Below are 26,092 nucleotides of genomic sequence, written 5' to 3'. Positions count from 1 at the left end.
CATCGTTCTCGGAGAACCCCCATGAATTCCTCGACCTACCCTGCCGCCCAGCACGTCATGGTGCTTTACACCGGTGGCACCATCGGTATGCAAGCCAGCGCCCACGGCCTGGCCCCGGCGTCCGGTTTCGAAGCACGGATGCGCGAGTATCTGCACAGCCAGCCTGACCTTGTCGTGCCGCAGTGGCGCTTTCGCGAGATGTCGCCGCTGATCGACAGCGCCAACATGACCCCTGATTACTGGCAGCAACTGCGTGAAGCGGTGGTCGACGCCGTCGATGTCCAGGGCTGCGACAGCGTGCTGATCCTGCACGGCACCGACACCCTCGCCTACAGCGCTGCGGCCATGAGCTTTCAGCTGCTCGGCCTGCATGCCCGAGTGGTGTTCACCGGTTCCATGCTGCCGGCCGGCGTGACCGACAGCGACGCCTGGGAAAACCTCAGTGGCGCGCTGGTTGCCCTGGGTCACGGCCTTGCGCCGGGTGTTTATCTGTACTTCCACGGCGAACTGCTGGACCCGACCCGTTGCGCGAAGGTGCGCAGTTTCGGTCGCCATCCGTTCAAGCGTCTTGAGCGTCAGGGTGGTGGTGCGAAGGCATCTTCAATACCGGCATCGCTGACCTACAACCAGCCCAGGCAATTGGTGAAAGTCGCTGTGCTGCCGCTGTTCCCTGGCATCGGCGCCGAGATACTCGACGGCCTGCTCGACAGCGGCATTCAGGGCTTGGTGTTGGAGTGCTACGGCAGCGGCACCGGACCGAGCGACAATCCAGAGTTTCTCGCCAGCCTGGAACGGGCGCGGGACAAGGGTGTTGTGGTGGTCGCGGTTACGCAATGCCATGAAGGTGGCGTCGAGCTGGATGTTTACGAGGCTGGCAGTCGGTTGCGCGGTGCAGGTGTGCTTTCGGGTGGCGGCATGACCCGTGAAGCCGCGTTCGGCAAGTTGCACGGCTTGCTCGGTGCAGGACTCGACGCCGCTGAAGTACGGCGCCTTGTAGAACTCGACCTGTGCGGCGAACTCAGCTGACACCACCCAAAACCCTGTGGGAGCGAGCTTGCTCCCACAGGATCTTCATTGGGCATACAACTTGCTGTCCTCCAGCCATCCCAAGGCTGGAAAACCCCATGCTCCACTCCCACCTCACCACCCTCAACGCTGTCTCTCTGGTGCTCAACACCTTCAAGGATGAGGGCTTGTCCAGCGAAGCGCTGCTGGCCGGCAGCGGCATCAGCGCGGCGGATCTGAGCCGGGCGGACACGCGCATCACCACTAATCAGGAGATGCAGGTCTGCGCCAACGCCGTCGCGCTCAAGCGTGACATCGGCCTGGAACTGGGCCGGCGAATGCATGTTTCGTCCTACGGCATGCTCGGGTACGCCTTACTCACCAGCGCCACTTTAGGTGACGCCTTGCGGCTGGCACTGCACTATCCGGCGCTATTGGGAACACTGTTCGAGTTGAGCCTGGAAGAAGATAACGAGCGCATCTGGCTCACCGCTGGCGACTATCGGGAAAACCCTGCGCTGGCGCCCTTCAATGTCGAGTTTTGCCTGGTTTCGATGAAGGTCACTTGCGAAGACCTGCTCGGCCAACCGTTGCCGCTGCTTGGCGCCCGCTTCGAGTACCCGGCACCGGACTATCAGGCACGCTACACCGAGCGTTTCGATTGCCCCTTGCAGTTCGACGCTGCGTCCAACGCCTTTGCCTTCGACAAAGCCTGGCTGGAACACCCCCTGCCTCTGGCCGACGCCATCACCCATCAAGCCATGGCCGAACGCTGCCGCAAACAAAACACCGAGTTCACGGGTCGCCAGGTGTGGCTGGGACGAATCCGCCAGCTACTCAGCGCGCAGTTGAATGCGGCGCCCGGTCTCGAAGGTTTGGCCGAACAGATGAATTGCTCGGCGCGCACCTTGCGTCGGCACTTGAAGGACCTGGGCTGCAGCTATCAAGAGTTGCTCGATGAACTGCGGTTCGAGCAGGCCAAACGCATGCTCTGCGAGGACGAACTGCCGATCTATCAAATCGCCGAAGCGCTGGGTTTCAGCGAGACCGCGAGTTTCCGTCATGCCTTTGTGCGCTGGAGTGGTGTAGCGCCGAGTCAGTTCCGGCCCTGACCCTCGCCACAGAGGGGCGAATTCCGGTCAATTGTTTTGGCCATATCAATCCCCTTTTGGCCTTTCCTGCCGTTCTCTCAAACGCCGCGCGCCGCAAGACTGTGTTCAACCGAATCAGCCTGCGGAGAACAAGAAATGCTGACGATCTACTCGGACGATCACCACCTGCACCACGGCCGTTGTGAATTGATGGACGGGCAACTGATGCCCTGCTTCGAAATGCCTTCGCGGGCTGACCATGTTCTGCAGCGCGTGCAGTACCGCGACCTCGGCCCGGTGGAAGCGCCGCAAGATTTCGGCCTCGACCCGATCGCGCGCGTCCACAGCCGCGACTACCTCGACTTCTTCAAAGGTGCCTGGGCGCGCTGGACCGAATTCGGTACCGACGGCGACTTGCTGCCCTACACCTGGCCGGCCCGCACCCTGCGCCGGATCATTCCAACCAGCCTGCACGGCCAACTCGGCTATTACAGCTTCGACGGCGGCGCACCGATTACCGCCGGCACCTGGCAAGCAGCGTATAGCGCGGCGCAAGTCGCACTGACCGCCCAAGCCGTCATTCAACGCGGCGCCCGCAGTGCCTTCGCCTTGTGCCGGCCACCGGGACACCACGCCGCCAGCGATTTGATGGGCGGTTATTGCTACCTCAACAACGCCGCCATCGCCGCTCAGGCTTTTCTCGACCAGGGCCACAAAAAGGTCGCAATCCTCGACGTCGATTACCACCACGGCAACGGCACCCAATCGATTTTCTACGAGCGCAGCGACGTGCTGTTCACCTCGATCCACGGGCATCCGGAAGCCGAGTTCCCGTTCTTCCTCGGCTATGAAGATGAGCTGGGTGAAGGGGCCGGCGAAGGCTTCAACTTCAACTACCCTTTGCCGGCTGGCAGCGGCTGGGACAGTTGGAGTGCCGCGCTGGAACAAGCCTGCAAAGAGATCGAAAAGTATGGTGCCGATATCGTCGTCGTCTCCCTGGGCGTCGATACGTTCAAGGACGATCCGATCTCCCAGTTCAAGCTCGACAGCCCGGATTACCTGGCCATGGGCGCACGCATCGCCGGCCTCGGCAAGCCGACGCTGTTCGTGATGGAAGGTGGCTACGCGGTAGAAGAAATCGGCATCAATGCCGTGAACGTTCTCGAAGGTTTTGAAAGCGCCCAATGAGGAAATTAGAACAATGAAAAGTCTCAAGCGTTTTATCGCGCCCGCACTCTTCCCCACAGTGCTGTGCGCCACAGTGCTCAGTGGTGCCGTTCATGCTGAAGAGCGAACGTTGCGCGTCTATAACTGGTTCGACTACATCACCCCCAAAGCGCTGGAAGACTTCAAGACCCAGAACACCCAGACCAAACTGGTCTACGACATCTTCGACACCAACGAAGCGCTGGAGGCCAAGTTGCTGACCGGTAACTCCGGTTACGACGTGGTCGTGCCGTCCAACGTGTTCCTGGCCAAGCAGATCGAGGCCGGTGTGTTCCAGCCTCTGGACCGCAGCAAACTGCCGAACTGGAACCACCTCGATCCCAAGCTGATGAAGCTGATCGAAGCCAACGACCCGGGCAACAAATTTGCCGTGCCGTACATGTACGGCACCATCCTGATCGGCTTCAACCCGGACAAGATCAAGGCTGCACTGGGTGATAACGCACCGGTGGACAGCTGGGACCTGATCTTCAAGGAAGAGAACATCAGCAAGCTCAAGCAGTGCGGCGTCGCCCTGCTCGACTCGCCGTCGGAGATCCTGCCACTGGCCCTGCAACACCTGGGTCTGGACCCCAACAGCAAGAAGCCGGCGGACTACGAAAAGGCTGAAGCGCTGCTGATGAAGATCCGTCCGTATGTCACCTACTTCCATTCTTCGAAGTACATGGCCGACATCGCCAACGGTGACATCTGCGTTGCGGTCGGTTATTCCGGCAGCTTCTCCCAGGCAGCGAACCGCGCCAAGGAAGCCAAGAACGGCGTGATCGTCGACATGCGCCTGCCGAAAGAAGGCGCGCCGATCTGGTTCGACATGCTTTCGATCCCGAAAGGTGCGAAGAACCCGGAAGACGCCTACACGTTCATCAACTACTTGTTGCAGCCGCAGGTGATCGCGCCAGTCAGCGACTTCGTCGGTTACCCGAACCCGAACAAGGACGCCACCGAAATGGTCGACCCGGCGATCCGCAACAACCCGAACCTGTACCCGACCGAAACGGCGATGAGTACGCTTTACACCCTGCAACCGTTGCCCCGTGACGCCGAAAGGGCGCGGACCCGGGCCTGGACCAAGATCAAGTCCGGGACCTGAAACCTGTTCCTGACCTCAGGGACGCCAAGCCTTTTGCAATCGCCCGAGCGCAGCGCTGATCGCCGCCTCGGGCACCGCCGCAAAGCCCAGCACCAGTCCGGCGCGTTGATCCACAGTGTTTTTCGAATCTGGTAGCCAATAACTGCTCAGACCATTGATCTCGACATCGACGCTGGCGGCGGCTTCGATCAGTTCGCGTTCGCGGGCCTGAGTGTCGACCGCCACTGTCAGGTGCAGCCCTGCCGCCACGCTCGGCAGGCTGCCAACCCCGGGAATATCCGAGGGCCAATTGGCCAGAAGTGTATTGCGGCGACTCAACGCAGCGCGGCGCATACGGCGGATATGCCGCTGGAAATGTCCGGCCGCCATGAACTCGGCCATGACGGCCTGGGTGCTCACCTCGGAATGCCGAACATCGACCGCGCGACGCTGGGCGAAAGCGTCTACCAATGCCGGCGGCAGCACCAGATAACCCAGGCGCAATGCCGGGAAAGCCACTTTGCCGAACGTGCCGACGTAGAGCACCCGCCCGTGACGATCAAGCGCAGCCAGCGGCGCCAGTGGCGCGCCGCTGTAACGATACTCGCCGTCGTAATCATCCTCGACGATCCACCCTTCGGTTCGCTCGGCCCAGGCCAACAATTCCAGCCGCCGCGCCAGACTCATCACCACCCCGGTCGGGTACTGATGCGACGGCGTGACATAGGCCAGTCGGCAATCGTTGAGCCCATTCAATTCGGTGCAGTCGATACCGTCGCTGTCCACCGCCACCCCGTGCAATCGCGCACCGGCCACAGCGAACGCATGACCCGCCGCCCGATACCCCGGATTCTCGATCGCCACGCCATCGCCCGGCTCTACCAGCAGCTGTGCACAAAGGCTAATCCCCTGCTGTGCGCCACTGGTGATCACTATTTGCTCAGCCGTACACTGCATCCCCCGGGAGCTGCGCAAATACGCCGCGATCAAGCCGCGCAAGCGCGCGTCGCCTGCCGGATCGCCGTAACACAACTGCTGGAGATCCGGTTTACGCCAGAAAGCCGCATTCAGCTTGGCCCAGACCTCGAACGGGAACAGATCAAAAGCCGGAACACCGACGCGAAATGCGCGGGGAGGACCGACGGGAGGCAGGGCCAAATGATTCCTTTCAACCCGCCCCAATGCGCCGCTGTGGATAACTTTGCTGGATGAAATCACAGGTAAATCCAGCCAATTTGTGGATAAGGCTGTGGGTAACCCTGTTGACAACCCTGTGGATACTTTTGTGGATAGTTTTTTCACCGGTAACACTGATTGAGGCAATTGCGCGACATACGTCCCGTCACCCACACGCCCTTCGATAAAGCCTTCGGCGTAGAGCTGATCGTAGGCCCGGACCACACTGTTTCGGGAAATCGACAACGCCGCCGCCAGATCGCGACTGGCCGGTAATCGCGTACCGCTGGCCAGACGACCGTCGAGCACCCGCACCCGCAAGGCTTGATAGAGCTGACGGCTCAAACCTTGACGGCGGTCGAGTTCGATACCGGCCGGGTTGAATGACAAGGACAGCGGCTCGCTGGTCATGGCAATGGACCTATGAAATTGGTCGTTAATGGCTCTTACAACAGACCATTAGCCTGCCTAGGATGCAGACATTCGCCAAGGAAAATCTCCATGTACACGCCAAACAGCTTTGCCATAGATGATTTGCATGAACTGCACCAGCAGATACTCGGCACCCGCCTCGCTGTGTTGGTCACACACGGGGAACAAGGTCTGCAAGCCAGCCATTTGCCGCTGCTGTTGAGTTCAGACCAGGGCCCGAATGGCACCCTTTATGGACACTTCGCCAAAGCCAATCCGCAATGGAAGGAACTGCAGAACGGCGCCGAAGCCCTGGTGATTTTTGCCGGTGCCGACGCTTACGTCAGCCCGGGGTTTTACCCGAGCAAAGCCGAGCACGGCAAAGTGGTGCCAACCTGGAACTACGTCGCGGTGCATGCGTACGGCACGGCCGAGGTGTTCACCGACGCCGATCGCTTGCGCACTCTGGTCAGCGCGCTGACTGATCGCCATGAAGCGGGTCGCGCCAGCCCATGGAAAGTCGCCGATGCCCCCGCCGACTACATTGACGGGATGCTCAAGGCCATCGTCGGTTTTGCCTTGCCGATCCAGCGCCTGGAAGGCAAACGCAAGCTCAGCCAGAACCGCAACGCCGCAGACATCACCTGTGTGCGCGAGGGGCTTGCCGCCAGCCCTGATGTGCACGACCAGGCCCTCGCCCACTTGATGCGTTAAGGAATGAACATGAGCCAGATCGACATCCGCCAGGTCTCCGCCGACGACCACGCCGCCTGGTTACCTTTGTGGCAAGCGTACCTGCGTTTCTACAACACCGAACTGCCCGAGGCCGTCACTCAAAATACTTGGCAGCGTCTGCTCGACCCGAGCGAACCGACCCATGCCGCGTTGGCCTGGGCCGATGGCAAAGCGGTGGGCATGGTGCATTTCATCTACCATCGATCGAACTGGAGCATCGAAAACTCCTGCTACCTGCAAGACCTGTTGGTAACGCCTGAAACCCGCGGCACTGGCGTCGGCCGACAGTTGATCGAATTCGTTTACGCCACCGCCAAAGAGGACGGTTGCTGCAAGGTCCACTGGCTGACCCACGAAACCAACGCCACCGCGATTCAGCTCTACGAGCGCATCGCCGAACGCCCCGGTTTCATCCAGTTTCGCAAAACCATTTAAGGTTCAAGGAGAACAGCATGTCGACTTCACTCGCCGACTGGAAAGGCGTTCCGGCACCGTCGGTTCAAACCATCGAAGGGCGTTTCATCCGCCTGGAAAAACTCGACCCGACGCGTCATGCCGACGGTTTGTGGAAAGCCCTGCAAGGCCCGGGTTCCGACCCGAAGCTCTGGGACTATTTGCCTTACGGACCTTTCCCGGAGCGCAGCGCGTTCAACGATTGGCTGAACAATCATGCGGCCAACAGCGACCCTTATTTCTTTAGCGTGATCGACCGTGCCAGCGGCGATGTGCAGGGCATCCTCAGTTTGATGTCGATTGTTCCTTCACAAGGTCGGATCGAGATCGGCCATGTCACCTTTGGCGCGCCGATGCAGCGCTCGCCGAAAAGCACCGAGGCGGTTTATCTGCTCGCCAAAGAGTCGTTTTCCTTGGGTTACCGGCGTCTGGAGTGGAAGTGCAACAACGGCAACGCCCGCTCCAAATACGCGGCCGAGCGTCTGGGGTTCAGCTTTGAAGGCGTGTTTCGCCAGCACATGGTGGTCAAGGGGCAGAACCGGGATACGGCGTGGTATTCGATTCTGGACTCGGAATGGCCAGCGATCGGGGCGGGGTTTGAGCGGTGGCTATCCGATGAGAACCAGACGGATTCGGGGCAGGTGAAAACCTTGGCGGAGTGCCGCGGGTAAGTCCCAACAGCAAAAGATCGCAGCCTGCGGCAGCTCCTACATGGGATCGCATGTAGGAGCTGCCGCAGGCTGCGATCTTTTGATCTTTCTACGCTAATTTCTGGGCCAACACGGCGATGTGCTCCGGCCCGATCCCGCAGCAACCTCCCAAATGACTGGCGCCGCGTTCTTTCCAATCGGCCGCCCACTGCAAGTAACCCGGCGGATCAAGGTCTTCACGCAGCGGGTCCAGACCGTCATTGGCCGTGGCCTCTTTCGGTTGCGGCGGGAAGGCGTTGGCGTACGCGCCGATGTGAATCTTCACACCCAAGCGCTCGAAGGTTTCCCGCGCGGCATCAATCGCAGCACCGATCACTTCCGGCTGGCTGCAGTTGAACAGCAACGTCTCGACGCCCAGCTCAGCCGCCACGGCGGCGGCTTCAGTCACCGGCTCACCCGAGCGCAAGCGCGGCACTTCGTCCGTGTCCTCATCCTTCAGGGTAAACGACAGCCAGAACGGTTTGCCGTCTGTTGGCAGACCGGCATGGATCGCTCGCGCCTCAACGATCGAGCTCTGGGTTTCCGCCAGCCACAGATCGACATGAGGCGCGAGCCCCTTCACCAGCGGCGCCAACAATTCAGTCGCCCGAGCAGCATCGAAAAGGTCTGGACGATAGGACCCAAACAGCGGCGGCAATGAACCGGCCACACGCACCGCTTTGCCCGAAGCCTCTACCGCGCGCCGAGCCAGCTCACCGGCCAACGCCGCGAGCGCCTGCCCTTCTGCGGCAAAACGCTCTTCGCCAATATGGAACGGCACCACCGCGTAACTGTTGCTGGTGATCACGTTCGCACCGCTTTCGATATAAGCCGAGTGCACCGCTTCTACCGCTTGCGGCGCTTCGCTCAAGGCCAGCGCCGACCACTCGGGCTGTCTGAACGGCGCGCCTCGACGCTGCAACTCACGACCCATGCCGCCATCCAGAATTACTGTGCTTGCTGCGCCCATATGCTTTTCACTCATAAGCTTATGAAAATAACTCACTATCAGAGTCGTTCTTATAACTATTTAATACGCACCATCCGGCTAATAACAACCTCTTTTTTATCAGGGATCGACTGTGAAATTCCAACCACTCCTGGCCCTGGGCCTGACGATTCTGGCTGTCTCCACCCAAGCCTTTGGCGGCGCCACGCTGGATCGCGTCGAAAAAAAGAAAGAGCTCGTGGGCGTGTTGATGGAGAGCTATCCACCCTTCTCGTTCCTCAATGATCAGAACCAGCTCGATGGATTTGACGTCGACGTGGCCAAAGCCGTGGCAGACAAACTGGGCGTCAAACTGCGCCTTGAAACCCCGTCCTGGGACGTGATCGCAGCTGGCCGCTGGAGTGGGCGCTACGACATCTGCATCTGCTCCATGACCCCGAGCAAGGCCCGCGCCGAGGTCTTCGACTTCCCTGTCGAGTACTACGCCTCACCCGCGGTGATCGTGGTCAACGCCAAAGACGACAGCATCCACAGCGCCAAGGACCTGAGCGGCAAGAAAGTCGGCCTCACCAGCGCCTCCAGCTACGAAAGCTACCTGAACAAGAATCTGGTGATCGAAGGCGCCGAAGACACCCAATTGCAGTACCCGTTCGAGGACGTGCAGATCGCGCCGTATGACACTGACAACGTGGCGTTCCAGGACCTGGGGCTGGGCGCTGGCGTGCGGCTGGATGCGATCCTCACCAACCTTGTCACCGCCCAACCGCGCCTGACCGAAGACAAACGCTTCAAGCTCGCCGGCGAGCCGCTGTACTCGGAGCCAAACTCGGTGGCCATTGAAAAAGGCGACGCCCAGTGGGACGCCAAAGTACGTGACGTCTTCGCTCAGCTGAAACAGGACGGTACGTTGAGTAAGCTGTCGCAAAAATGGATCGGCGCCGACATCAGCAAATGACTTCTTTCCCAAAACCTCCCCAACCGCCGCAACCGGTGGCTGAGTCGCTGTTGCAACGGATCTTCGGTTTCCGCACGCGGCTGTACCTGACCTGGGCAGCGATGTTCGGATTGTTCGCCAGCTTCTTCCTGAGCTTCGACCTGAAGTTCTCGATCATCCTCGACAAACTGCCGAACCTGATCGGCCTGCACCTGGCACCCAACGGCTTCTTGCAGGGCGCGGCGCTGACGTTGTTTTTGTGCCTGTGTTCAATCGTGACCTCCTCGCTGCTGGGCTTCATCACCGCCCTGGCGCGGCTGTCGAAAAGCGCCGTGGCCTTCGGAATCGCGAGCTTCTACGCCTCGTTCTTTCGTGGCACACCGCTACTGATCCAGATCCTGCTGATCTACCTCGGCCTGCCCCAACTAGGCATCGTCCCGGGCGCCATCGCCGCCGGCATCATCGCCCTGTCGCTGAACTACGGAGCGTACCTCAGCGAAATCTTCCGCGCCGGCATCCTTGGCGTCCCTCACGGCCAACGCGAAGCATCCCTGGCCCTGGGCATGCGCGAAACCGTGATCTTCTGGCGCGTCACCCTGCCCCAGGCCATGCGCACCATCATCCCGCCCACCACCAACCAATTCATCTCGATGCTCAAAGACTCGTCGCTGATCTCGGTGATGGGGGTTTGGGAGGTTATGTTTTTGGCGCAATCCTATGGGCGGTCGAGCTATCGCTACATCGAGATGCTGACAACGGCGGCGGTGATTTATTGGGTGATGTCGATTGGGCTGGAGCTGATTCAGGCGAGGATGGAGCGGCATTATGGGAAGGCGTATTTGAGCCGTAGTTAGCGAAAGGAAGATGAGTTTCCGAGGTGCGATAGCCGACCGTGTCTCGATTTGTTGTAAGAAAAAGCATCAACCCGAACGGGTAAAAACAACCTTCCTCAGGAGGCTGGCAATTTTCTACACAACCTTCTGACAACCCCCGCAAGCCTGCGGGAAGCAGCTGACATCGGTACCTATAGCCTCTCTCTTAGAGTTTGGCCTCTTATCAACAGAGGCCGAATTCGATGCCCGTTCAACACAAATACCGACCAAAACACCTGGCGCTGGCCATTGCACTGGCGTTGGGTTGCACTGAAATTTCGCTTGCCCAGCAAGTATCCATCGATGCCACCATTCCTTCAGGTGCAACACCGGAGCAGCTCATAGCGGCGCTGGACGCATTTATAAATGATCCCGACACCTTAAAGACTCCCATCAACAGAGCAGTGGATGGTGTAGATCGGACATTCGGAAATGGAAATGACCTGGTCGTTGTGTCCGGCCGCGGAGCCCTGGCCGGATTCATTGACGGTGGTGACGGTGTCAACTTCCTGCAACTCGATACCGCGAGCGGTGGCACGTTAGGCGATAGTCGTCGTTTTGAAGGTCTGGAGCTCAAACGAAGCACCTGGACCATGAATGGTTCCGGTGATTTCAATACCGGTGTCTTGATACGGTCAAAAGCAACGCTAATAAATAATGGGCATATAAAGGGTGGAGCGTTGAGCCAAGGAACGTTTGTCAACAACGGAAAGATTGGCGGCGACGCAACCGTGCAATCAGGAGGTTTCCTGAACAACCCAGGAACTATCGAAGGCAATGTCGTTATCCATGAAAAAGGCGCTTTGGCGGGCAACGGTTTAATCGGCTCCCTGAAGGTAAGCGGAAAGCTTTCTGTCGACGGCTTGCATGGCGCACCTAAAGTTAACGGTGACTTAAATCTCTCCAAAACTGCCGAGCTAACCTACGAGGTCAATGCCGACCGCAAAAGTGAAACGATATTAGTCGGCGGCACCGCCAGCCTTGGTGGCGCCACACTGAACATCGTTGCAGCACCGGGTGACTACCCGCTGATCAGCGAAAAAAACATCCTTGCTGCCAAAAAAGTCGAAGGGGAATTTGGAAAAGTCATCAACAACCTTGCCTTTTTAACGCCCAAGCTCGACTACGAAGAAAAGAGAGTCAACCTGTTCCTCGTCCGTAACGATGTGTCGATCGAGAGTGTCGCAACTACGGATAACGGGAAGGAAGTCGCCCAAAGCATTGAAGAGCCAACGGACATACCTCAAGCACCCTCCGTCGCTGAAGCCCCGAATCCACCTGCAAGTGCCGACACATCCGTTCCGGTCTCCGCACCAACAACTACCGCTGAAAAACCATCGATAGCCGCAACGCCACCTACCACAGACCTGTCCGTCACAGCCGCAACTTCACCCACCACCGACCTGCCCGTCATAGCCGCAACTTCACCCACCACCGACCTGCTCGTCATAGCCGCAACTTCACCCACCACCGACCTGCCCGTCATAGCCGCAACTTCATCCACCGCCGACCTGCCCGTCATAGCCGCAACTTCATCCACCGCCGATCAGCCCGTCATAGCCGCAACTTCACCCCCTGCTACCAATTCCGTCGCCACAGTGCCAAAGGCATCCAGCCCCACAAATGCTGCTGTCGCGGCCCTGCTCAGAGCTGACAAACAAACGGCATCTGTTGCCATCGAACAACTGGCTGGCGGCAACAACGCCAACCTTGCAAAGGCGACCCTGAACAGTGACAGCCCAATCAGCGCGACCATGCTCTCGGCCATGCGTCAGCTGGACAGCGCCAGTAGCTACAGCAAATCCACCCGGCGCAATGCACCACGCCTGGCCGCCGGCAGCGAAGACAATGGCCGAGTCTGGCTTCAAGCATTGGGTCACGGCGGGACGCTGGATCGCGACTATGACAGTCTGAAACACACAACCCACGGTCTGGTACTGGGAGCCGATTGGGGCATCGATGAGGAATGGCGCATCGGGGTGATGAGCGGCAAATCCGAAACGCGCCTGGACAGCCGCGGACTCGACGGCGATCTCGACAGCTGGCATTTGGGAGCTTATGCCCTACGTCAAAACGGACCAATGTCCCTGCGCCTGGGTGCGACCTACAGCAGTCACGATGGCAGCACTAAACGCCGGGTTGCCTTCAAAGGTTTCAGCGACCGTCCTGAAGGCCGTTACGATGCCAACACCCAGCAGGCCTTTGCGGAATTGGGTTACAACCTGGGGCAGGCGAACGTCAGCATCGAACCGTTTGCCAGCCTGGGCTACCAGCGCTATCAGCGCGACACCTACACGGAAAAAGGTGGCGCAGCGGCGCTGAAGGTACAGGGTCAAACGCAGAACAATTTGAACAGCACATTCGGCCTGCGGCTGGCGAAGCTCAACACGCTGGATAACGGCATGCAACTGACGCCACGGTTCAGTGCCGGCTGGAAACACACGTACGGGGACGTCTACAGCGATACCCGCCAACGATTGGTTACGGGCGGAAAAAACTTCACCGTTTCCGGGGCGGAGCTGGATCGTGACAGTCTGCTGGTCGACGCAGGGCTGGACCTTGGATTGTCAGCAAAACACACCCTGGGCGTCGGCCTCACTGGCGAGATCGGCACCGACAGCCGCAACCACGGCGTGACGGGTCAGTGGCGAATGAGTTTCTAACAGCCACAAACCCGAGGCGAAAAAAAAGGGGAGCACATGCCCCCCCGAGGTTTAAAGCGGTCTATCGAGGCTGTTAACTCAGCCTTCGATCTCGATCAGGATTTCGCCCGGGTTCACCCGGTCGCCCTTGGCCACGTGGATGGCGGTGACTTTGCCGGCGATGGCCGATTGGACTTCGGTTTCCATCTTCATCGCTTCGGTGATCAGCACGGCCTGGCCGGCCTTCACTGTGTCGCCTTCCTTGACCAGCACGTCGACGATGTTGCCCGGCATGGTGGTGCTGACGTGGCCCGGTGCAGTGGCTTGCTTGCGCTTGCTGCTGCCGCCGCTGACGAATTCGTTGAGCGGTTCGAACACCACTTCTTCCGGCATGCCGTCGATGGACAGGTAGAAGTGACGCTTGCCTTCAGCCTTGACGCCGACACCGGTGATGTCGACGCGGTAGGTTTCGCCGTGGACGTCGATGACGAACTCGGTCGGCACACCTTCGCCACCGGCCGAGGTCACACCGCCTGCTTCAGGAATCGGCAGCAGCACTTCTGGAGTCAGGGTGCCGGCAGCGCGTTCTTCGAGGAACTTGCGACCGATGTCCGGGAACATGGCGTAGGTCAGCACGTCTTCTTCAGACTTGGCCACGGTGCCGATTTCGGCACGCAGTTTGGTCATCTCCGGCTTGAGCAGGTCGGCCGGACGCACGTCGATCACTTCTTCGCTGCCGATCGCCTGGCGACGCAGTTTTTCGTTCACGGTGCCAGGCGCCTTGCCATAGCCGCCTTGCAGGTAAAGCTTCACTTCGTTGGTGATGGTCTTGTAGCGCTCACCGGCCAGCACGTTGAAGAACGCCTGGGTACCGACGATCTGCGAGGTCGGGGTCACCAGCGGCGGGAAGCCGAGGTCTTCACGAACGCGCGGGATTTCGGCCAGCACTTCGCTCATGCGGTTCAGGGCGCCCTGCTCTTTCAACTGGTTGGCCAGGTTGGAAATCATCCCGCCCGGTACCTGGTTGACTTGAACGCGGGTGTCGACGGCGGTGAACTCGCTTTCGAACTGGTGGTACTTTTTGCGCACGGCGTAGAAGTACAGACCGATCTCTTGCAGCAGTTCCAGGTTCAGGCCGGTGTCGAACTCGCTGCCTTTAAGGGCGGCAACCATCGACTCGGTGCCCGGGTGGCTGGTGCCCCAGGCGAAGCTGGAGATCGCGGTATCAATGTGGTCGGCACCGTTTTCAATGGCCTTGAGTTGGCACATCGCGGCCAGACCAGCGGTGTCGTGCGAGTGAATGAACACGGGCAGCGATTGCTCGGATTTCAATGCCTTGACCAATTCGCCGGTAGCGTACGGAGTCAGCAGGCCAGCCATGTCCTTGATCGCCACCGAGTCGCAACCCATGGCTTCCATCTGCTTGGCTTGCGCCACGAACGCCTCGATGGTGTGCACCGGGCTGGTGGTGTAGGCGATGGTGCCCTGGGCATGTTTGCCGGCGGCTTTCACCGCTTCGATGGCGACACGCAGGTTACGCACGTCGTTCATCGCATCGAAGATGCGGAACACGTCGATGCCGTTGACCGCGGCCTTGGCGACGAAGGCTTTGACCACGTCGTCGCTGTAGTGGCGGTAGCCCAGCAGGTTCTGGCCGCGCAGAAGCATTTGCAGGCGAGTGTTAGGCAGCGCCGCACGCAGTTGGCGCAGACGCTCCCACGGGTCTTCCTTGAGGAAGCGTACGCAGGCGTCGAAGGTCGCGCCGCCCCAGACTTCCAGCGACCAGTAGCCGACTTTGTCGAGCTTGTCGCAGATCGGCAGCATGTCTTCGGTGCGCATGCGGGTCGCGAGCAGCGATTGGTGGGCGTCGCGCAGGATTGTGTCGGTAACGTAGATTTGTTTGCTCATTGTTCTATTCCTCACAGGCCTGCGTGGGCGGCGATGGCGGCGGCGATGGCCAGGGCCAGCTCTTCGGGTTTGCGCTTGATCGAGTAGTTGGTCAGTTCAGGGTGGCTTTCAACGAAGCTGGTGTTGAACTGGCCGCTACGGAATTCCGGGTTACGCAGGATTTCCTGGTAGTACGCGGCGGTGGTCTTGACCCCTTGCAGACGCATGTCGTCGAGGGCGCGCAAGCCACGGTCCATCGCCTCTTCCCAGGTCAGCGCCCAGACCACCAGTTTCAAGCACATGGAGTCGTAGAACGGCGGAATGGTGTAACCGGTGTAGATCGCCGTGTCGGTGCGCACGCCGGGGCCGCCGGGGGCGTAGTACCGGGTGATCTTGCCGAAGCTCGGCAGGAAGTTGTTTTTCGGGTCTTCGGCGTTGATCCGGAATTGCAGCGCGAAACCGCGGTGCTGGATGTCTTCCTGTTTCACCGAAAGCGGCAGACCGGAAGCGATGCGAATCTGCTCGCGAACGATGTCGATGCCAGTGATTTCTTCGGTGATGGTGTGTTCCACCTGCACCCGGGTGTTCATCTCCATGAAGTACACCTCGCCTTCGGCGAGCAGGAACTCCACGGTGCCAGCGTTCTCGTAACCCACGGCTTTGGCTGCGCGCACCGACAGGTCGCCGATGTAGGCGCGCTGTTCAGGGGTCAGTTGCGGGCTCGGGGCGATCTCGATGAGCTTCTGGTTGCGACGCTGGATCGAGCAGTCACGCTCGAACAGGTGCACCACGTTTCCGAAGCTGTCGCCGAGGATCTGCGCTTCGATGTGTTTTGGATTGACGATGCATTTTTCCAGGAACACTTCCGCGGAACCGAAGGCCTTGGTGGCTTCGGAAATGACACGAGGGAATGCTTGTTCAAGTTCTTCCCGGCTGTCGCAGCGACGGATACCACGGCCACCACCACCGGAAGTCGCCTTGAGCATCACCGGATAACCGATACGGTCGCCTTCGACCAAGGCTTCCTCGATATCCGCGACGTTGCCTTCGGTTCCCGGGGTGACGGGTACGCCAGCCTTGATCATGCTGCGACGGGCTTCGGTCTTGTCGCCCATGCGGCGAATCACTTCAGCCGATGGACCGATGAATTTGATGCCGCGTTCAGCGCAGATGTCTGCCAGCTCGGCGTTTTCCGAGAGGAAGCCGTAACCGGGGTGCAGCGCATCGCAACCGGTTTCTACCGCCAGATTCACCAGCTTGCGAGCATTCAGGTAACCGGCCAGTGGCTCGGCACCGATGCTGTGGGCCTCGTCCGCACGCTTCACATGCAGCGCATGGCGGTCGGCGTCGGAATAGATCGCGACCGAGCGAATGCCCATCTCGGCGCAGGCACGTACGATTCGTACGGCAATCTCACCACGGTTGGCGATCAGGATCTTTTTTATCACTTGGAGGTTCCCTTGAGCCGGTGGTACCCACGACCTGCTAGACCAGGTCGGCGCGTGACCAAATGTTTCGATTCAGTCGCAGCCCCACACTAGCCCCCACAAGGGATTAACAAAAATGATTAATTATTGGGTCAGTCATAAGTAAAGACTTATAGTTGCTGCATCAGCCTGCGGTGAGAGCGCCTATAAAATGCGTAAGTCCTTGATGCGTATGACATTACGTCAATTACAGATCTTCAATGAAGTCTGTGATTTGCGCTCCTACAGCCGCGCAGCCGATGAAATGTCTCTCACACAACCTGCCGTGAGCCTACAGATTCGTCAACTTGAAGAGCTGATTGGTCAGCCTTTGTTCGATTACGTCGGCAAAAAACTCTACATGACCGAGGCAGCCGAAGCCCTTCAACGCGCCAGCCGGGACATTTTCGGACGCCTGGAAAACCTCGACATGCAGCTCTCGGACATGCAGGGATCGCTGCAAGGACAGCTGAAACTGGCAGTGGAATCCAGCGCCAAGTATTTCGTGCCGCACCTGTTTGCCGCGTTCAAGCGCCAGCATCCTGAAGTGAACCTGCAACTGACGGTGGTCAATCGTGGACAGGTCATTCGACGACTGTCGGACAACCGCGACGACCTGGTGATCATGTCCATGGTGCCGCAGGACATGGGGCTGGAGTTCTTGCCATTCCTCAACAACCCGATCGTTGCCGTGGCGCCACCGGATCATCCGCTGTGCCACATGGGCCCGCTGCGTTTGCAGGATCTTGAACCCTACACACTGCTGATGCGCGAATCCGGCTCCGGGACGCGGCTGGCTTGCGAAGAATATTTCAAAGAGAAGCGCGTGCACTTCAACCAGACCCAGGAAGTCTCGTCAGCCGAAGCACAGCGCGAATGTGTGCTGGCGGGTCTGGGCGTGGCGCTGTTGACGCGTCACGCCCTAAACCTTGAGTTGGCGACCGGCGGATTGATCGAGCTGCCGGTCGAAGAGCTGCCGCTGTACCGCAGCTGGTGCCTGGTGCAAGCCAAGGCGAAACGGCTGTCACCGGTGGCGCACGCGTTCCTTGCGTTTATTCGCAGTGAGCGGGTGCAAATCAGCGCGCTGGTTGAGCGCTTCGACGCGAAGTTGCCGGTGCCGCCTGCCAGTAGTTGAGCTCCAGCTCAGGGAAATCACCGATCTCGGCCAGAAGCTGGCGGCGCTCGCAGCGATCTTCGATAGCGCGGCGAAATTCCATGCGGCGCTGGTCTTCCTGCTGACGACGGGTTCTGACGGCGCTGTTGCGTTCTTCGTAGGGCTGGGCCATTTCGAGTCTCCCAAGGCGATTACGGGAGTTTCAAGATAGGCGCGAGGGATGACGGTTTGGCGGCGGGCGGGTTACAGAACGATGAAACCCACCGGCTGACCGCGAACCTGTGGCGAGGGAGCTTGCTCCCGCTGGGTCGCGAAGCGGCCCTAAGATTTTGCGACTGCTGCGCAGCCGAGCGGGACGGTGCGGCGATCCGACAAGCTCCCTCGCCACAGTTCCAGCCAGAATCAGTCGTCCAGCGCTTTTACCGATTTAGGCGACAACCGCAAGCTGCGCAGGCTGCGCTTGACGCTCTTGAGGTGATTGACCAGGCTCGGCCCGCGCGCCATGGCCACGCCCATCGCCAACACGTCGATCACCACCAGGTGGGCGATGCGCGAGGTCAGCGGCGTATATATTTCGGTGTCTTCGTGCACATCGATCGCCAGGTTGACGGTCGACAGTTCAGCCAACGGCGTCTGGCTCGGGCACAAGGTAATCAGCGAAGCGCCGCTCTCGCGCACCAGATTGGCGGTGATCAACAAATCCTTGGAACGGCCGGACTGGGAAATACAGATCGCCACATCGGTCGGTTTCAACGTGACCGCGGACATCGCCTGCATGTGCGGGTCGGAATACGCCGCCGCTGTCAGCAACAAACGGAAGAACTTGTGCTGGGCATCGGCCGCCACTGCGCCCGAAGCACCAAAACCATAGAACTCGACCCGCTGAGCCTGAGACATGAGCGACACAGCTCGCTGCAACTCCACCGGATCAAGCTTCTCGCGAACCTCCATCAGGGTGTGCAGGGTGGTGTCGAAGATTTTCAGGCTGTAGTCAGCGACCGAGTCGTCTTCATGAATCGCAAACTGTCCGAAGCTCGCGCCAGCAGCCAGGCTCTGTGCCAGCTTCAGCTTCAAGTCCTGGAAACCGGAGCAACCGATGGCGCGGCAGAAGCGCACGATGGTCGGTTCGCTGATGCCCACGTTGTGGGCCAGGTCGGCCATGGAGCTGTGCATCACCGCCGCAGGATCAAGCAGCACGTGGTCGGCGACCTTGAGCTCCGACTTGCGTAAGAGGTGGCGAGACTGGGCGATGTGTTGCAGCAGATTCAAAGGGCTGGACTCTTTGTTATTGGCAGGTGCCGGGGATGTAGCACGCTTGTAGTTATACTACATGAATCGGCTTTTTGCCTGCTCAATGCGTAACTCGATGTCCCCATTTCACGCCACATGCGCTCCATGTAGCCCCTATAAGGGTTTTGCGTCCGCACGCAGCAGCGCCGCCAGGCCATCAGCCTCGACCGGACGGCTGATCAAATAGCCCTGCACCTCATCGCAGTGCTCGGCTTTCAAAAACGCCAACTGCTCTGCCCGCTCCACACCCTCAGCCACCACTTTGAGCGACAAGCCGTGCGCCATGGCAATAATTGCCCGGGTGATCGCCGCATCCTCGCTGCCCTCCCCCAGCCCGCGGATAAACGCCTGGTCGATCTTCACGTAATCCACAGGGATGCGCTTGAGGTAGCTCAGGGACGAATAACCTGTGCCGAAATCGTCAATTGCCAGTTTCACGCCCAGATCTCGCAATTGCTGGAAGGTCGCGATGATGTGCTCGACGCTGTCCAGCAACTGACTTTCGGTGAGTTCCAGCTCGAGGTAGTGCGGCGCCAGGCCGGTTTCTTCCAGCACCTGACGCACCAGGCTGACCAGTTTGCCCTGACGCAATTGATGCACCGACAGATTGACCGACACCCGTATCGGTTCAAGCCCCTGACGCTGCCACTCACAGGCTTGCCAGCAGGCCTGACGCAACACGAACTCGCCGATCGGGCCGATCAACCCGGTTTCCTCGGCCAGGCCGATGAAGTCCCCTGGCGGCACACGGCCCATGGTCGGGTGATCCCAGCGCACCAGCGCCTCGGCGGCATTCAACCGACCCGTGGCGAGGCACAGCTTCGGTTGGTAAAACACTTTCAGTTGCTTCTCTTCGATAGCTTTTCGCAGCTGATTTTCCAGCTGCAAGCGCTCCAGCGTGCTGGCTTGCAGGCTGTCGGTGTAAAACTGGAAGTTATTTCCGCCCAAGTGCTTGGCGTGCTGCATGGCCATATTTGACTGATGGACCAGCGCGGAAATTTCTCGCGCGTTGTCCGGCAACATACTGATGCCCATGGACGCGCTAACCACCAGTTCATGGCCCTCGACCGTGATCGGCAAGCGCAGCTTGGTCGACAGTCGGGTCGCCACTCGCGCCAGGCTCGACAGGTTGCCGTAGGCATTGAACAACACGGCAAACTCATCGCCGGATAAGCGAGCGATGGTGTCTGCTTCAGGCAACGCATTGACCAGCCGCCGAGCCATCTTCTGCAAGAGCTGGTCGGCGATTTCATGGCCAAGACTGTCGTTGAGCAGCTTGAAGCGATCCAGATTGATGTGCAGCAACGCCAGACTGCGGTAGCCGCCCTGACGCACCCGCAGATGAGCCTCGCTTAGCCGTTCGCGGAACAGCGAACGGTTAGCCAGGCCGGTCAATTCGTCGTAATGCGTCAGGTAACGCAGGCGCTCTTCAGATTCGCGCCGAGCCGATAGATCGGCGAAGAAGCCCACGATATGGCTTACATTTCCCCGAGTATCGCGCACAGCGTTCAGTTGCAACCATTGCGGATACAACTCGCCATTCTTGCGGGTTTCTACCAGCTCGCCCTGCCAACTGCCGTGCTGCTCCAGCGCCTGACGAATCGCCACGTAGTGCCGGCGGGCATCGCGGCTGCACGGCAAATCGACCACGTTGCATCCAATCATGTCTTCTATGTCATAGCCGGTGACTTGGCTAAAGGCCTGATTGACCGCGATCAACGTGTAATTCGGATCGAAAATCACAATGCCTTCACTGGCGGCTTCGAACACCGTCGCAGCCAGTTGCCGTTGCTCTTCCAGCGCTTTGCTGGCGCTGATGTCGCGACGGGTACCGACCATGCGGATCACCCGGCCATTTTCGCCGCGCTCAACCGCTCGACCTCGGTCCTCGATCCAGACCCAATGGCCATCGCCATGGCGCACGCGGTACTCAATCTGGTAGTCCTCGCTGCGGCCCTTCAAATGCTCGACCAGCGCACGCTTGAGTGACGGCAAGTCATCGGGGTGCAGGCGCGGCTTGAGGTGGCGAAGCATCGCCGTCACGAATTCCGGCTCCAGGCCGAACAGCTCCTGAAGATGGGTGTGATGGACTTCGTCGGTTTGCAGGTTCCAGTCCCACAACCCGAGCTCACTGGCCTTCAACGCCAGCGCCAGACGCGCTTCACTCTTGCTCAGGGCCTGGTTGGCGGCGTCCAGCTCCAGGCTGCGCTGGGCAACACGGCTTTCCAGCTCGATCTGAATTTGCCGCAATTCGTCTTCGGCACGACGGCGCTGGTCGATTTCCTTGGCCAGCGTTTGATTAAGTTGATCGCTGCAACTTTGGGCCTGCTGCAAGTGTTCGATCAGTGCCTGATTCTGGAAGCGCCGCAACAGTCCGCTATCGATGAGCCGATTGACCTGCCAGGCGACCACACTCAACGCGCCCAGTAATATGAGGCCGAACCAGCCCCATCCCTGATCTTGCTCATCGCCGCCCCAGAACAGATAGCCGATGGCCGGCAACAGACAGGGCAAGGTAAAGGACAGGAACGCCGGCAAACTGACCGCGTAGGCAACACTGGCCGAAAGCGCTGCGGCGCCAATCAGGCCGAACACCCAGGCTTGTTGCATGAAGTTATCGGCGGGGACCAGCGCAATGCCGGCGCCGGCCAGCGTCAGGCCGGTCATGGCCGAACCCAGCAAAAACATGCGGCGCCAGATCGGATGGGCCTGACGGTTGGGTATCGCCGAATCGAAGGCCGCGACTTGAATCACCCGCAACGCCACCAGCGACAACAGCCACACCAGCCAGACGCTGACCAGGAAGTAACGCTGCGGACTCCAAAGCAAGCCAGCGCAGACCAGACCGTTGATCAACATGAATAATGTGGGCAGCAATGAGCCCTGATAAAGCAGACGCGTGCGTTCGACCGCCATTTCCATGGCGTATTGTTTACGGATAACCCGGGGCTCCACGACGGGGCCCGACAGGTCGGTGCTGAGGGTCATAGGCAATGTTCTTGTTCTTATAATGGTGAGCATGAGCCCGAAACGTCGACGGAGCATACACAAGCAAATGCCCGGACCAAACTGCCCCAGATCATTAAATCGACAAAAACTGCAGCCCCCCATACCCGCTGAAAAGCCTCGGAGCGAGCCCCGCCAACGTCTGCAGCCAGTGACCGACCGGTCGTCATCCGTGCTTCTTTCATCGGCTAATGCAAAGCTCGGTTTGCCCGGTGTGACGGCGCACCCTAGAATGCCCCGATGCGCGATGATCTCTCCCTTCTGCTGAACTCCCTCAACGATGCCCAACGCCAGGCCGTAGCTGCCCGCGTGGGTCGTCAGTTGGTCCTGGCCGGTGCTGGTTCCGGTAAAACCCGAGTGCTGGTGCACCGTATCGCCTGGTTGATCCAGGTCGAAAACGCCTCGCCCCACTCCATCCTGTCGGTGACCTTCACCAATAAGGCCGCTGCCGAGATGCGTCATCGCATCGAGCAGCTGATGGGTATCAACCCGGCCGGCATGTGGGTCGGCACCTTCCACGGCCTGGCGCACCGCTTGCTACGGGCGCACTGGCAGGAAGCCGGCCTGAGCCAGACTTTCCAGATTCTCGACAGCGACGATCAGCAACGACTGGTCAAGCGGGTGATCCGCGAGCTGGGCCTGGACGAGCAACGCTGGCCGGCCCGTCAGGCCCAGTGGTTCATCAACGGGCAGAAAGACGAAGGTCTGCGTCCGCAACACATTCAAGCCAGCGGTGACCTGTTCCTGGCGACCATGCGCAGCATTTATGAAGCCTATGAGGCTGCGTGCCTGCGCGCTGGCGTGATCGACTTCTCCGAATTGCTACTGCGCGCCCTCGATCTGTGGCGCGATCATCCGGGCCTGCTGGCGCACTATCAGAAGCGCTTCCGGCACATTCTGGTGGACGAGTTCCAGGACACCAACGCCGTGCAGTACGCCTGGTTGCGTCTGCTGGCCAAGGGCGGCGACAGCCTGATGGTGGTCGGTGACGACGATCAGTCGATCTACGGCTGGCGCGGCGCGAAAATCGAAAACATTTATCAGTACTCAGACGATTTCCCGGATGCCGAAACCATTCGTCTGGAGCAAAACTACCGCTCCACCGCCGGTATCCTTAAAGCAGCCAACGCCCTGATCGCCAATAACACCGGGCGCATGGGTAAAGAGCTGTGGACCGACGGCGGCGAAGGCGAAGCGATCAATCTGTACGCCGCGTTCAACGAACACGATGAAGCACGCTACGTGGTGGAAACCATCGAAAGCGCGCTGAAAACCGGCTTGGCCCGCAGCGATATCGCGATTTTGTATCGCTCTAACGCCCAATCGCGCGTTTTGGAAGAAGCTCTGCTGCGTGAGCGCATTCCGTATCGCATCTATGGCGGGCAGCGCTTTTTTGAACGGGCAGAAATCAAAAACGCCATGGCCTACCTGCGCTTGCTGGAAGGTCGCGGCAACGATGCAGCGCTGGAGCGGGTGATCAACGTTCCGGCCCGTGGTATCGGTGAGAAAACCGTTGAAGCGATCCGCGACCATGCCCGTCACAGCGATGTGTCGATGTGGGAAGCCATGCGTCTGCTGGTGGCTAATAAAGGCCTGACCGGCCGTGCCGCCGGCGCGCTGGGCGCATTTATCGAGCTGATCGAGAACCTCGCCGCCAAGTGCATGGAGATGCCGCTGCACCTGATGACCCAGACCGTCATCGAGCAGTCCGGGCTGATCGCTTATCACGAAGCGGAAAAAGGCGAGAAAGGCCAGGCTCGGGTAGAAAACCTTGAGGAACTGGTCAGCGCCGCCCGCAACTTCGAAAACGCTGAAGAAGACGAAGACCTGTCGCCACTGGCGGCATTCCTCGGTCACGCGTCGCTGGAGGCCGGGGATACTCAGGCCGACGAGCACGAAGACAGCATTCAGTTGATGACCTTGCACAGCGCCAAGGGCCTGGAATTCCCTTACGTGTTCCTGGTGGGCATGGAAGAGGGCCTGTTCCCGCACAAGATGAGCCTGGAAGAACCGGGTCGTCTTGAAGAGGAGCGCCGTTTGGCCTACGTCGGTATCACCCGGGCGATGCAGAACCTGGTGATGACCTACGCTGAAACCCGACGCCTGTACGGCAGCGAGACCTACAACAAAGTGTCGCGTTTCGTACGTGAAGTGCCGAAAGGCCTGATCCAGGAAGTGCGGCTGTCCAACAGCGTCAGCCGTCCGTTCGGCGGTGGCCAGCAGCAGAGCTCCAGCAGCCTGTTTGGCGGTAGCGAGATCCCGGATACCGGATTCAGCCTCGGCCAGACCGTACGGCATTCGGTGTTCGGCGACGGCGTGATCCTGAACTTCGAAGGTGCCGGGGCTCAGGCTCGGGTGCAGGTGAACTTCAGCGAAGGCAGCAAGTGGTTGATGCTGGGTTACGCAAAGCTGGAAGCGATTTAGGGCTATCTAATAGCTTTTCTGTGGGAGCGAGCTTGCTCGCGAATGAAAGCGCCGCGGTGTATCTGTTAAATCGCGGTGTGGCTATCGCGAGCAGGCTCACTCCCACAAGGTTGTGTGTGATCCACACTTCAACAGGTTGATCTTATAAGGCGCGACAACATGGGCTCAGGTTTCTTTTCTTCCTGGACGTTCTGGGCCCTGATGTCGGCAGCTTTTGCCGCCATGACCGCCATCTTCGCGAAGATAGGCATAGAAAACGTCAACTCCGATTTCGCCACCCTACTGCGCACCGTGGTGGTTTTGGCCAGCCTGGCCTTGATTTTGTACGCCACGGGCCAATATCAGTCATTAGGATCGATCTCTGCCAGGAGCTACCTGTTCCTGCTGCTGTCGGGACTTGCCACCGGTGCCTCATGGATCTGCTACTTCCGCGCACTGAAACTGGGGCCGGCCTCACTGGTCGCACCGGTAGACAAGCTCAGCGTGGTACTGGTGGCGGTGCTCGGTGTGATCCTGCTGGGCGAAAAACTCGACGTGCGCCAATGGGGCGGAATCAGCCTGATTACGGCCGGTGTGGTCATGCTGGCGCTGCGACGCTAGACAGCCTTCCTACAGAACTAATCCACTCGTCCTACGGACCAAAGTTAACAGGCCTTATTGCGCTGACTGAAGCTGAACGCAACCTGTCAGGCAAAAGCCCGAAACACTCTGCCGCTAGCCAGTATCACTTCAGCTGTGCAACATGGCGCGCGTGCCATCCACAAATGGGAATTCCCTTTATGAAACGTTTTCTTAGCATCGCCATGGCGTTGTGCATCGGCCTGACGATGAGCCTCGACGCCAACGCCAAGCGCTTTGGTGGCGGCAAGAGCTCCGGCGCTGCGCCGACTCACCAGACCAGCCAAATGGCTCCTTCTTCTGCTGCAGGCGGCGCTGCTGCCACTGCGGGCGCGGCCGGTGCCGCTGGCGCTGCCGCCAAGGCCGGCGGTGCTTCGCGCTGGCTCGGCCCTCTGGCCGGTATCGCTGCCGGTGGCCTGTTGGCCTCCATGTTCATGGGCGGCGGCTTCCAGGGCATGCAGATCTTCGACATCCTGATCATGGCGGTCATCGCCTTCCTGGTCTTCCGTTTCATCGCCGCTCGTCGTCGCAAGCAGCAGGAGCACATGGCTCCAGCGGGCGCACCGATGCAGCGTGAAGTGTTCGAGCAGAAGCCAGCGGCCATGGGTTCGATCTTCGGCGGTTCGGCAGCACCGGTTGCAGCTCGTCCGGTGATCAACGCTCCGGCCTGGTTCAATGAAAAGAACTTCATTGAAGCGGCCCGCAACCACTTCCAGTCCCTGCAGCAACACTGGGACGCCAATGAAATGGACAAGATCGCCGAGTTCGTGACCCCGCAACTGCTGGAGTTCCTGAAGCGCGAACGTGCCGATCTGGGCGACGGTTTCCAGTCCACCTACATTGATAACCTCAATGTTCAACTGGACGGCGTGGATGATCGTGCCGACAAGACCATCGCCACCCTGACCTTCACCGGTGTGTCGAAGACCTCGCGTTTCGACCAGGGCGAAGTGTTCAGCGAAAGCTGGAACATGGAACGTCCGCAGGGCGAGAACCAGCCTTGGCTGGTCGCTGGTATCCGCCAGAACGGCTGA

At 59.7% G+C, this 26,092-nt stretch carries 21 protein-coding genes; 14 read left to right on the top strand and 7 right to left on the bottom strand.

Translation table 11 applies throughout. From position 1 onward, the window contains the following. Positions 1-21 precede the first annotated feature (21 nt). From QF010_RS12510 to QF010_RS12495, 4 genes are all read left to right on the top strand, one after another. Positions 22-1,026: an asparaginase gene (locus QF010_RS12510; protein WP_429533219.1), complete on the top strand. Its 1,005-nt coding sequence runs from the start codon at positions 22-24 to the stop codon at positions 1,024-1,026. A 98-nt stretch (positions 1,027-1,124) separates the two neighbouring features. Continuing rightward, the gene (locus tag QF010_RS12505; protein ID WP_429533218.1) at positions 1,125-2,117 is read left to right on the top strand and encodes an AraC family transcriptional regulator; all 993 of its coding nucleotides are present in this window, start codon (positions 1,125-1,127) and stop codon (positions 2,115-2,117) included. Between the two features lie 135 nt (positions 2,118-2,252). Further along, positions 2,253-3,284, top strand: coding sequence for a histone deacetylase family protein (locus tag QF010_RS12500; protein ID WP_033059261.1), 1,032 nt, complete (start codon positions 2,253-2,255; stop codon positions 3,282-3,284). 13 nt (positions 3,285-3,297) lie between these two features. After that, positions 3,298-4,413: a polyamine ABC transporter substrate-binding protein gene (locus QF010_RS12495; RefSeq protein ID WP_033059260.1), complete on the top strand. Its 1,116-nt coding sequence runs from the start codon at positions 3,298-3,300 to the stop codon at positions 4,411-4,413. Between the two features lie 15 nt (positions 4,414-4,428). On the opposite strand, the gene pdxR is transcribed toward QF010_RS12495, so the two are convergent. Beyond that, entirely contained in the window at positions 4,429-5,979 is a 1,551-nt protein-coding gene (gene pdxR / locus QF010_RS12490) for a MocR-like pyridoxine biosynthesis transcription factor PdxR (RefSeq protein ID WP_429533217.1), read from the bottom strand. 90 nt (positions 5,980-6,069) lie between these two features. Between pdxR and QF010_RS12485 the strand changes: the two genes are divergently transcribed. Genes QF010_RS12485 through QF010_RS12475 form a run of 3 tightly spaced genes read left to right on the top strand, consistent with a single transcriptional unit; the run spans position 6,070 to position 7,838 of the window. Then, entirely contained in the window at positions 6,070-6,693 is a 624-nt protein-coding gene (locus tag QF010_RS12485) for an FMN-binding negative transcriptional regulator (RefSeq protein WP_429533216.1), read from the top strand. A 9-nt stretch (positions 6,694-6,702) separates the two neighbouring features. Then, the gene (locus tag QF010_RS12480) at positions 6,703-7,149 is read left to right on the top strand and encodes a GNAT family N-acetyltransferase (RefSeq protein ID WP_429533215.1); all 447 of its coding nucleotides are present in this window, start codon (positions 6,703-6,705) and stop codon (positions 7,147-7,149) included. A 17-nt stretch (positions 7,150-7,166) separates the two neighbouring features. Next, positions 7,167-7,838 carry a GNAT family N-acetyltransferase gene (locus QF010_RS12475; RefSeq protein ID WP_429533214.1) on the top strand — a complete coding sequence of 224 codons (672 nt, stop codon included), beginning with the start codon at positions 7,167-7,169 and terminating at the stop codon, positions 7,836-7,838. An 88-nt stretch (positions 7,839-7,926) separates the two neighbouring features. On the opposite strand, the gene QF010_RS12470 is transcribed toward QF010_RS12475, so the two are convergent. Then, positions 7,927-8,826 (bottom strand): homocysteine S-methyltransferase family protein, encoded by a 900-nt coding sequence (locus QF010_RS12470; protein WP_033059251.1) that lies wholly within the window; start codon positions 8,824-8,826, stop codon positions 7,927-7,929. 112 nt (positions 8,827-8,938) lie between these two features. Here QF010_RS12470 and QF010_RS12465 point away from each other — a divergent pair, with 112 nt between their 5' ends. The 3 genes from QF010_RS12465 (at position 8,939) to QF010_RS12455 (ending at position 13,274) form a co-directional block, all read left to right on the top strand. Continuing rightward, positions 8,939-9,760: an ABC transporter substrate-binding protein gene (locus QF010_RS12465; RefSeq protein ID WP_429533213.1), complete on the top strand. Its 822-nt coding sequence runs from the start codon at positions 8,939-8,941 to the stop codon at positions 9,758-9,760. Further along, positions 9,757-10,593: an amino acid ABC transporter permease gene (locus QF010_RS12460; protein WP_258618363.1), complete on the top strand. Its 837-nt coding sequence runs from the start codon at positions 9,757-9,759 to the stop codon at positions 10,591-10,593. Before QF010_RS12465 ends, QF010_RS12460 begins: the two co-directional genes overlap by 4 nt. Before the next feature lie 221 nt (positions 10,594-10,814). Next, the gene (locus tag QF010_RS12455) at positions 10,815-13,274 is read left to right on the top strand and encodes an autotransporter outer membrane beta-barrel domain-containing protein (protein WP_429533212.1); all 2,460 of its coding nucleotides are present in this window, start codon (positions 10,815-10,817) and stop codon (positions 13,272-13,274) included. Between the two features lie 78 nt (positions 13,275-13,352). Here QF010_RS12455 and oadA read toward each other — a convergent pair whose 3' ends face one another. Continuing rightward, positions 13,353-15,161 (bottom strand): sodium-extruding oxaloacetate decarboxylase subunit alpha, encoded by a 1,809-nt coding sequence (oadA, locus tag QF010_RS12450; protein ID WP_033059612.1) that lies wholly within the window; start codon positions 15,159-15,161, stop codon positions 13,353-13,355. 11 nt (positions 15,162-15,172) lie between these two features. Further along, on the bottom strand, positions 15,173-16,588 hold the full coding sequence (locus QF010_RS12445) for an acetyl-CoA carboxylase biotin carboxylase subunit (protein ID WP_033059614.1): 1,416 nt from the start codon (positions 16,586-16,588) through the stop codon (positions 15,173-15,175). A 190-nt stretch (positions 16,589-16,778) separates the two neighbouring features. On the opposite strand from QF010_RS12445, the gene QF010_RS12440 reads away from it, so the two are divergent. Then, entirely contained in the window at positions 16,779-17,741 is a 963-nt protein-coding gene (locus QF010_RS12440) for a LysR family transcriptional regulator (RefSeq protein ID WP_033059616.1), read from the top strand. Here QF010_RS12440 and QF010_RS12435 read toward each other — a convergent pair. The 3 genes from QF010_RS12435 to QF010_RS12425 form a co-directional block, all read right to left on the bottom strand. Continuing rightward, positions 17,683-17,892: a PA3496 family putative envelope integrity protein gene (locus QF010_RS12435; RefSeq protein WP_082459174.1), complete on the bottom strand. Its 210-nt coding sequence runs from the start codon at positions 17,890-17,892 to the stop codon at positions 17,683-17,685. The two genes, QF010_RS12440 and QF010_RS12435, sit on opposite strands and share 59 nt — an antisense overlap. A gap of 230 nt (positions 17,893-18,122) precedes the next feature. Beyond that, positions 18,123-18,989 (bottom strand): transcriptional regulator HexR, encoded by an 867-nt coding sequence (hexR, locus tag QF010_RS12430; protein ID WP_008156648.1) that lies wholly within the window; start codon positions 18,987-18,989, stop codon positions 18,123-18,125. A gap of 135 nt (positions 18,990-19,124) precedes the next feature. Next, the gene (locus QF010_RS12425; RefSeq protein WP_429533211.1) at positions 19,125-21,998 is read right to left on the bottom strand and encodes an EAL domain-containing protein; all 2,874 of its coding nucleotides are present in this window, start codon (positions 21,996-21,998) and stop codon (positions 19,125-19,127) included. 258 nt (positions 21,999-22,256) lie between these two features. Between QF010_RS12425 and uvrD the strand changes: the two genes are divergently transcribed. From uvrD to QF010_RS12410, 3 genes are all read left to right on the top strand, one after another. Continuing rightward, positions 22,257-24,440: a DNA helicase II gene (uvrD, locus tag QF010_RS12420; RefSeq protein ID WP_046053913.1), complete on the top strand. Its 2,184-nt coding sequence runs from the start codon at positions 22,257-22,259 to the stop codon at positions 24,438-24,440. Between the two features lie 159 nt (positions 24,441-24,599). Beyond that, positions 24,600-25,040 carry an EamA family transporter gene (locus tag QF010_RS12415; protein ID WP_429533210.1) on the top strand — a complete coding sequence of 147 codons (441 nt, stop codon included), beginning with the start codon at positions 24,600-24,602 and terminating at the stop codon, positions 25,038-25,040. A gap of 179 nt (positions 25,041-25,219) precedes the next feature. Next, entirely contained in the window at positions 25,220-26,092 is an 873-nt protein-coding gene (locus QF010_RS12410; RefSeq protein ID WP_348131669.1) for a Tim44 domain-containing protein, read from the top strand.

It is taken from the genome of Pseudomonas silensiensis (genome assembly GCF_050434865.1).
GTDB classification, from domain to species: Bacteria; Pseudomonadota; Gammaproteobacteria; order Pseudomonadales; family Pseudomonadaceae; genus Aquipseudomonas; species Aquipseudomonas fluorescens_W.
The sequence above is the reverse complement of the archived record's forward strand: the minus strand, read 5'-3'. Positions and strand labels throughout refer to the sequence as shown.

Bases quoted from the DNA above. Each gene is read 5' to 3' on its own strand.
- QF010_RS12510 (WP_429533219.1), top strand. From the start codon at position 22: ATGAATTCCTCGACCTACCCTGCCGCCCAGCACGTCATGGTGCTTTAC.
- QF010_RS12505 (WP_429533218.1), top strand. From the start codon at position 1,125: ATGCTCCACTCCCACCTCACCACCCTCAACGCTGTCTCTCTGGTGCTC.
- QF010_RS12500 (WP_033059261.1), top strand. From the start codon at position 2,253: ATGCTGACGATCTACTCGGACGATCACCACCTGCACCACGGCCGTTGT.
- QF010_RS12495 (WP_033059260.1), top strand. From the start codon at position 3,298: ATGAAAAGTCTCAAGCGTTTTATCGCGCCCGCACTCTTCCCCACAGTG.
- pdxR (WP_429533217.1), bottom strand. From the start codon at position 5,979: ATGACCAGCGAGCCGCTGTCCTTGTCATTCAACCCGGCCGGTATCGAA.
- QF010_RS12485 (WP_429533216.1), top strand. From the start codon at position 6,070: ATGTACACGCCAAACAGCTTTGCCATAGATGATTTGCATGAACTGCAC.
- QF010_RS12480 (WP_429533215.1), top strand. From the start codon at position 6,703: ATGAGCCAGATCGACATCCGCCAGGTCTCCGCCGACGACCACGCCGCC.
- QF010_RS12475 (WP_429533214.1), top strand. From the start codon at position 7,167: ATGTCGACTTCACTCGCCGACTGGAAAGGCGTTCCGGCACCGTCGGTT.
- QF010_RS12470 (WP_033059251.1), bottom strand. From the start codon at position 8,826: ATGGGCGCAGCAAGCACAGTAATTCTGGATGGCGGCATGGGTCGTGAG.
- QF010_RS12460 (WP_258618363.1), top strand. From the start codon at position 9,757: ATGACTTCTTTCCCAAAACCTCCCCAACCGCCGCAACCGGTGGCTGAG.
- QF010_RS12455 (WP_429533212.1), top strand. From the start codon at position 10,815: ATGCCCGTTCAACACAAATACCGACCAAAACACCTGGCGCTGGCCATT.
- oadA (WP_033059612.1), bottom strand. From the start codon at position 15,161: ATGAGCAAACAAATCTACGTTACCGACACAATCCTGCGCGACGCCCAC.
- QF010_RS12440 (WP_033059616.1), top strand. From the start codon at position 16,779: ATGCGTAAGTCCTTGATGCGTATGACATTACGTCAATTACAGATCTTC.
- QF010_RS12435 (WP_082459174.1), bottom strand. From the start codon at position 17,892: ATGGCCCAGCCCTACGAAGAACGCAACAGCGCCGTCAGAACCCGTCGT.
- QF010_RS12425 (WP_429533211.1), bottom strand. From the start codon at position 21,998: ATGACCCTCAGCACCGACCTGTCGGGCCCCGTCGTGGAGCCCCGGGTT.
- uvrD (WP_046053913.1), top strand. From the start codon at position 22,257: ATGCGCGATGATCTCTCCCTTCTGCTGAACTCCCTCAACGATGCCCAA.
- QF010_RS12415 (WP_429533210.1), top strand. From the start codon at position 24,600: ATGGGCTCAGGTTTCTTTTCTTCCTGGACGTTCTGGGCCCTGATGTCG.
- QF010_RS12410 (WP_348131669.1), top strand. From the start codon at position 25,220: ATGAAACGTTTTCTTAGCATCGCCATGGCGTTGTGCATCGGCCTGACG.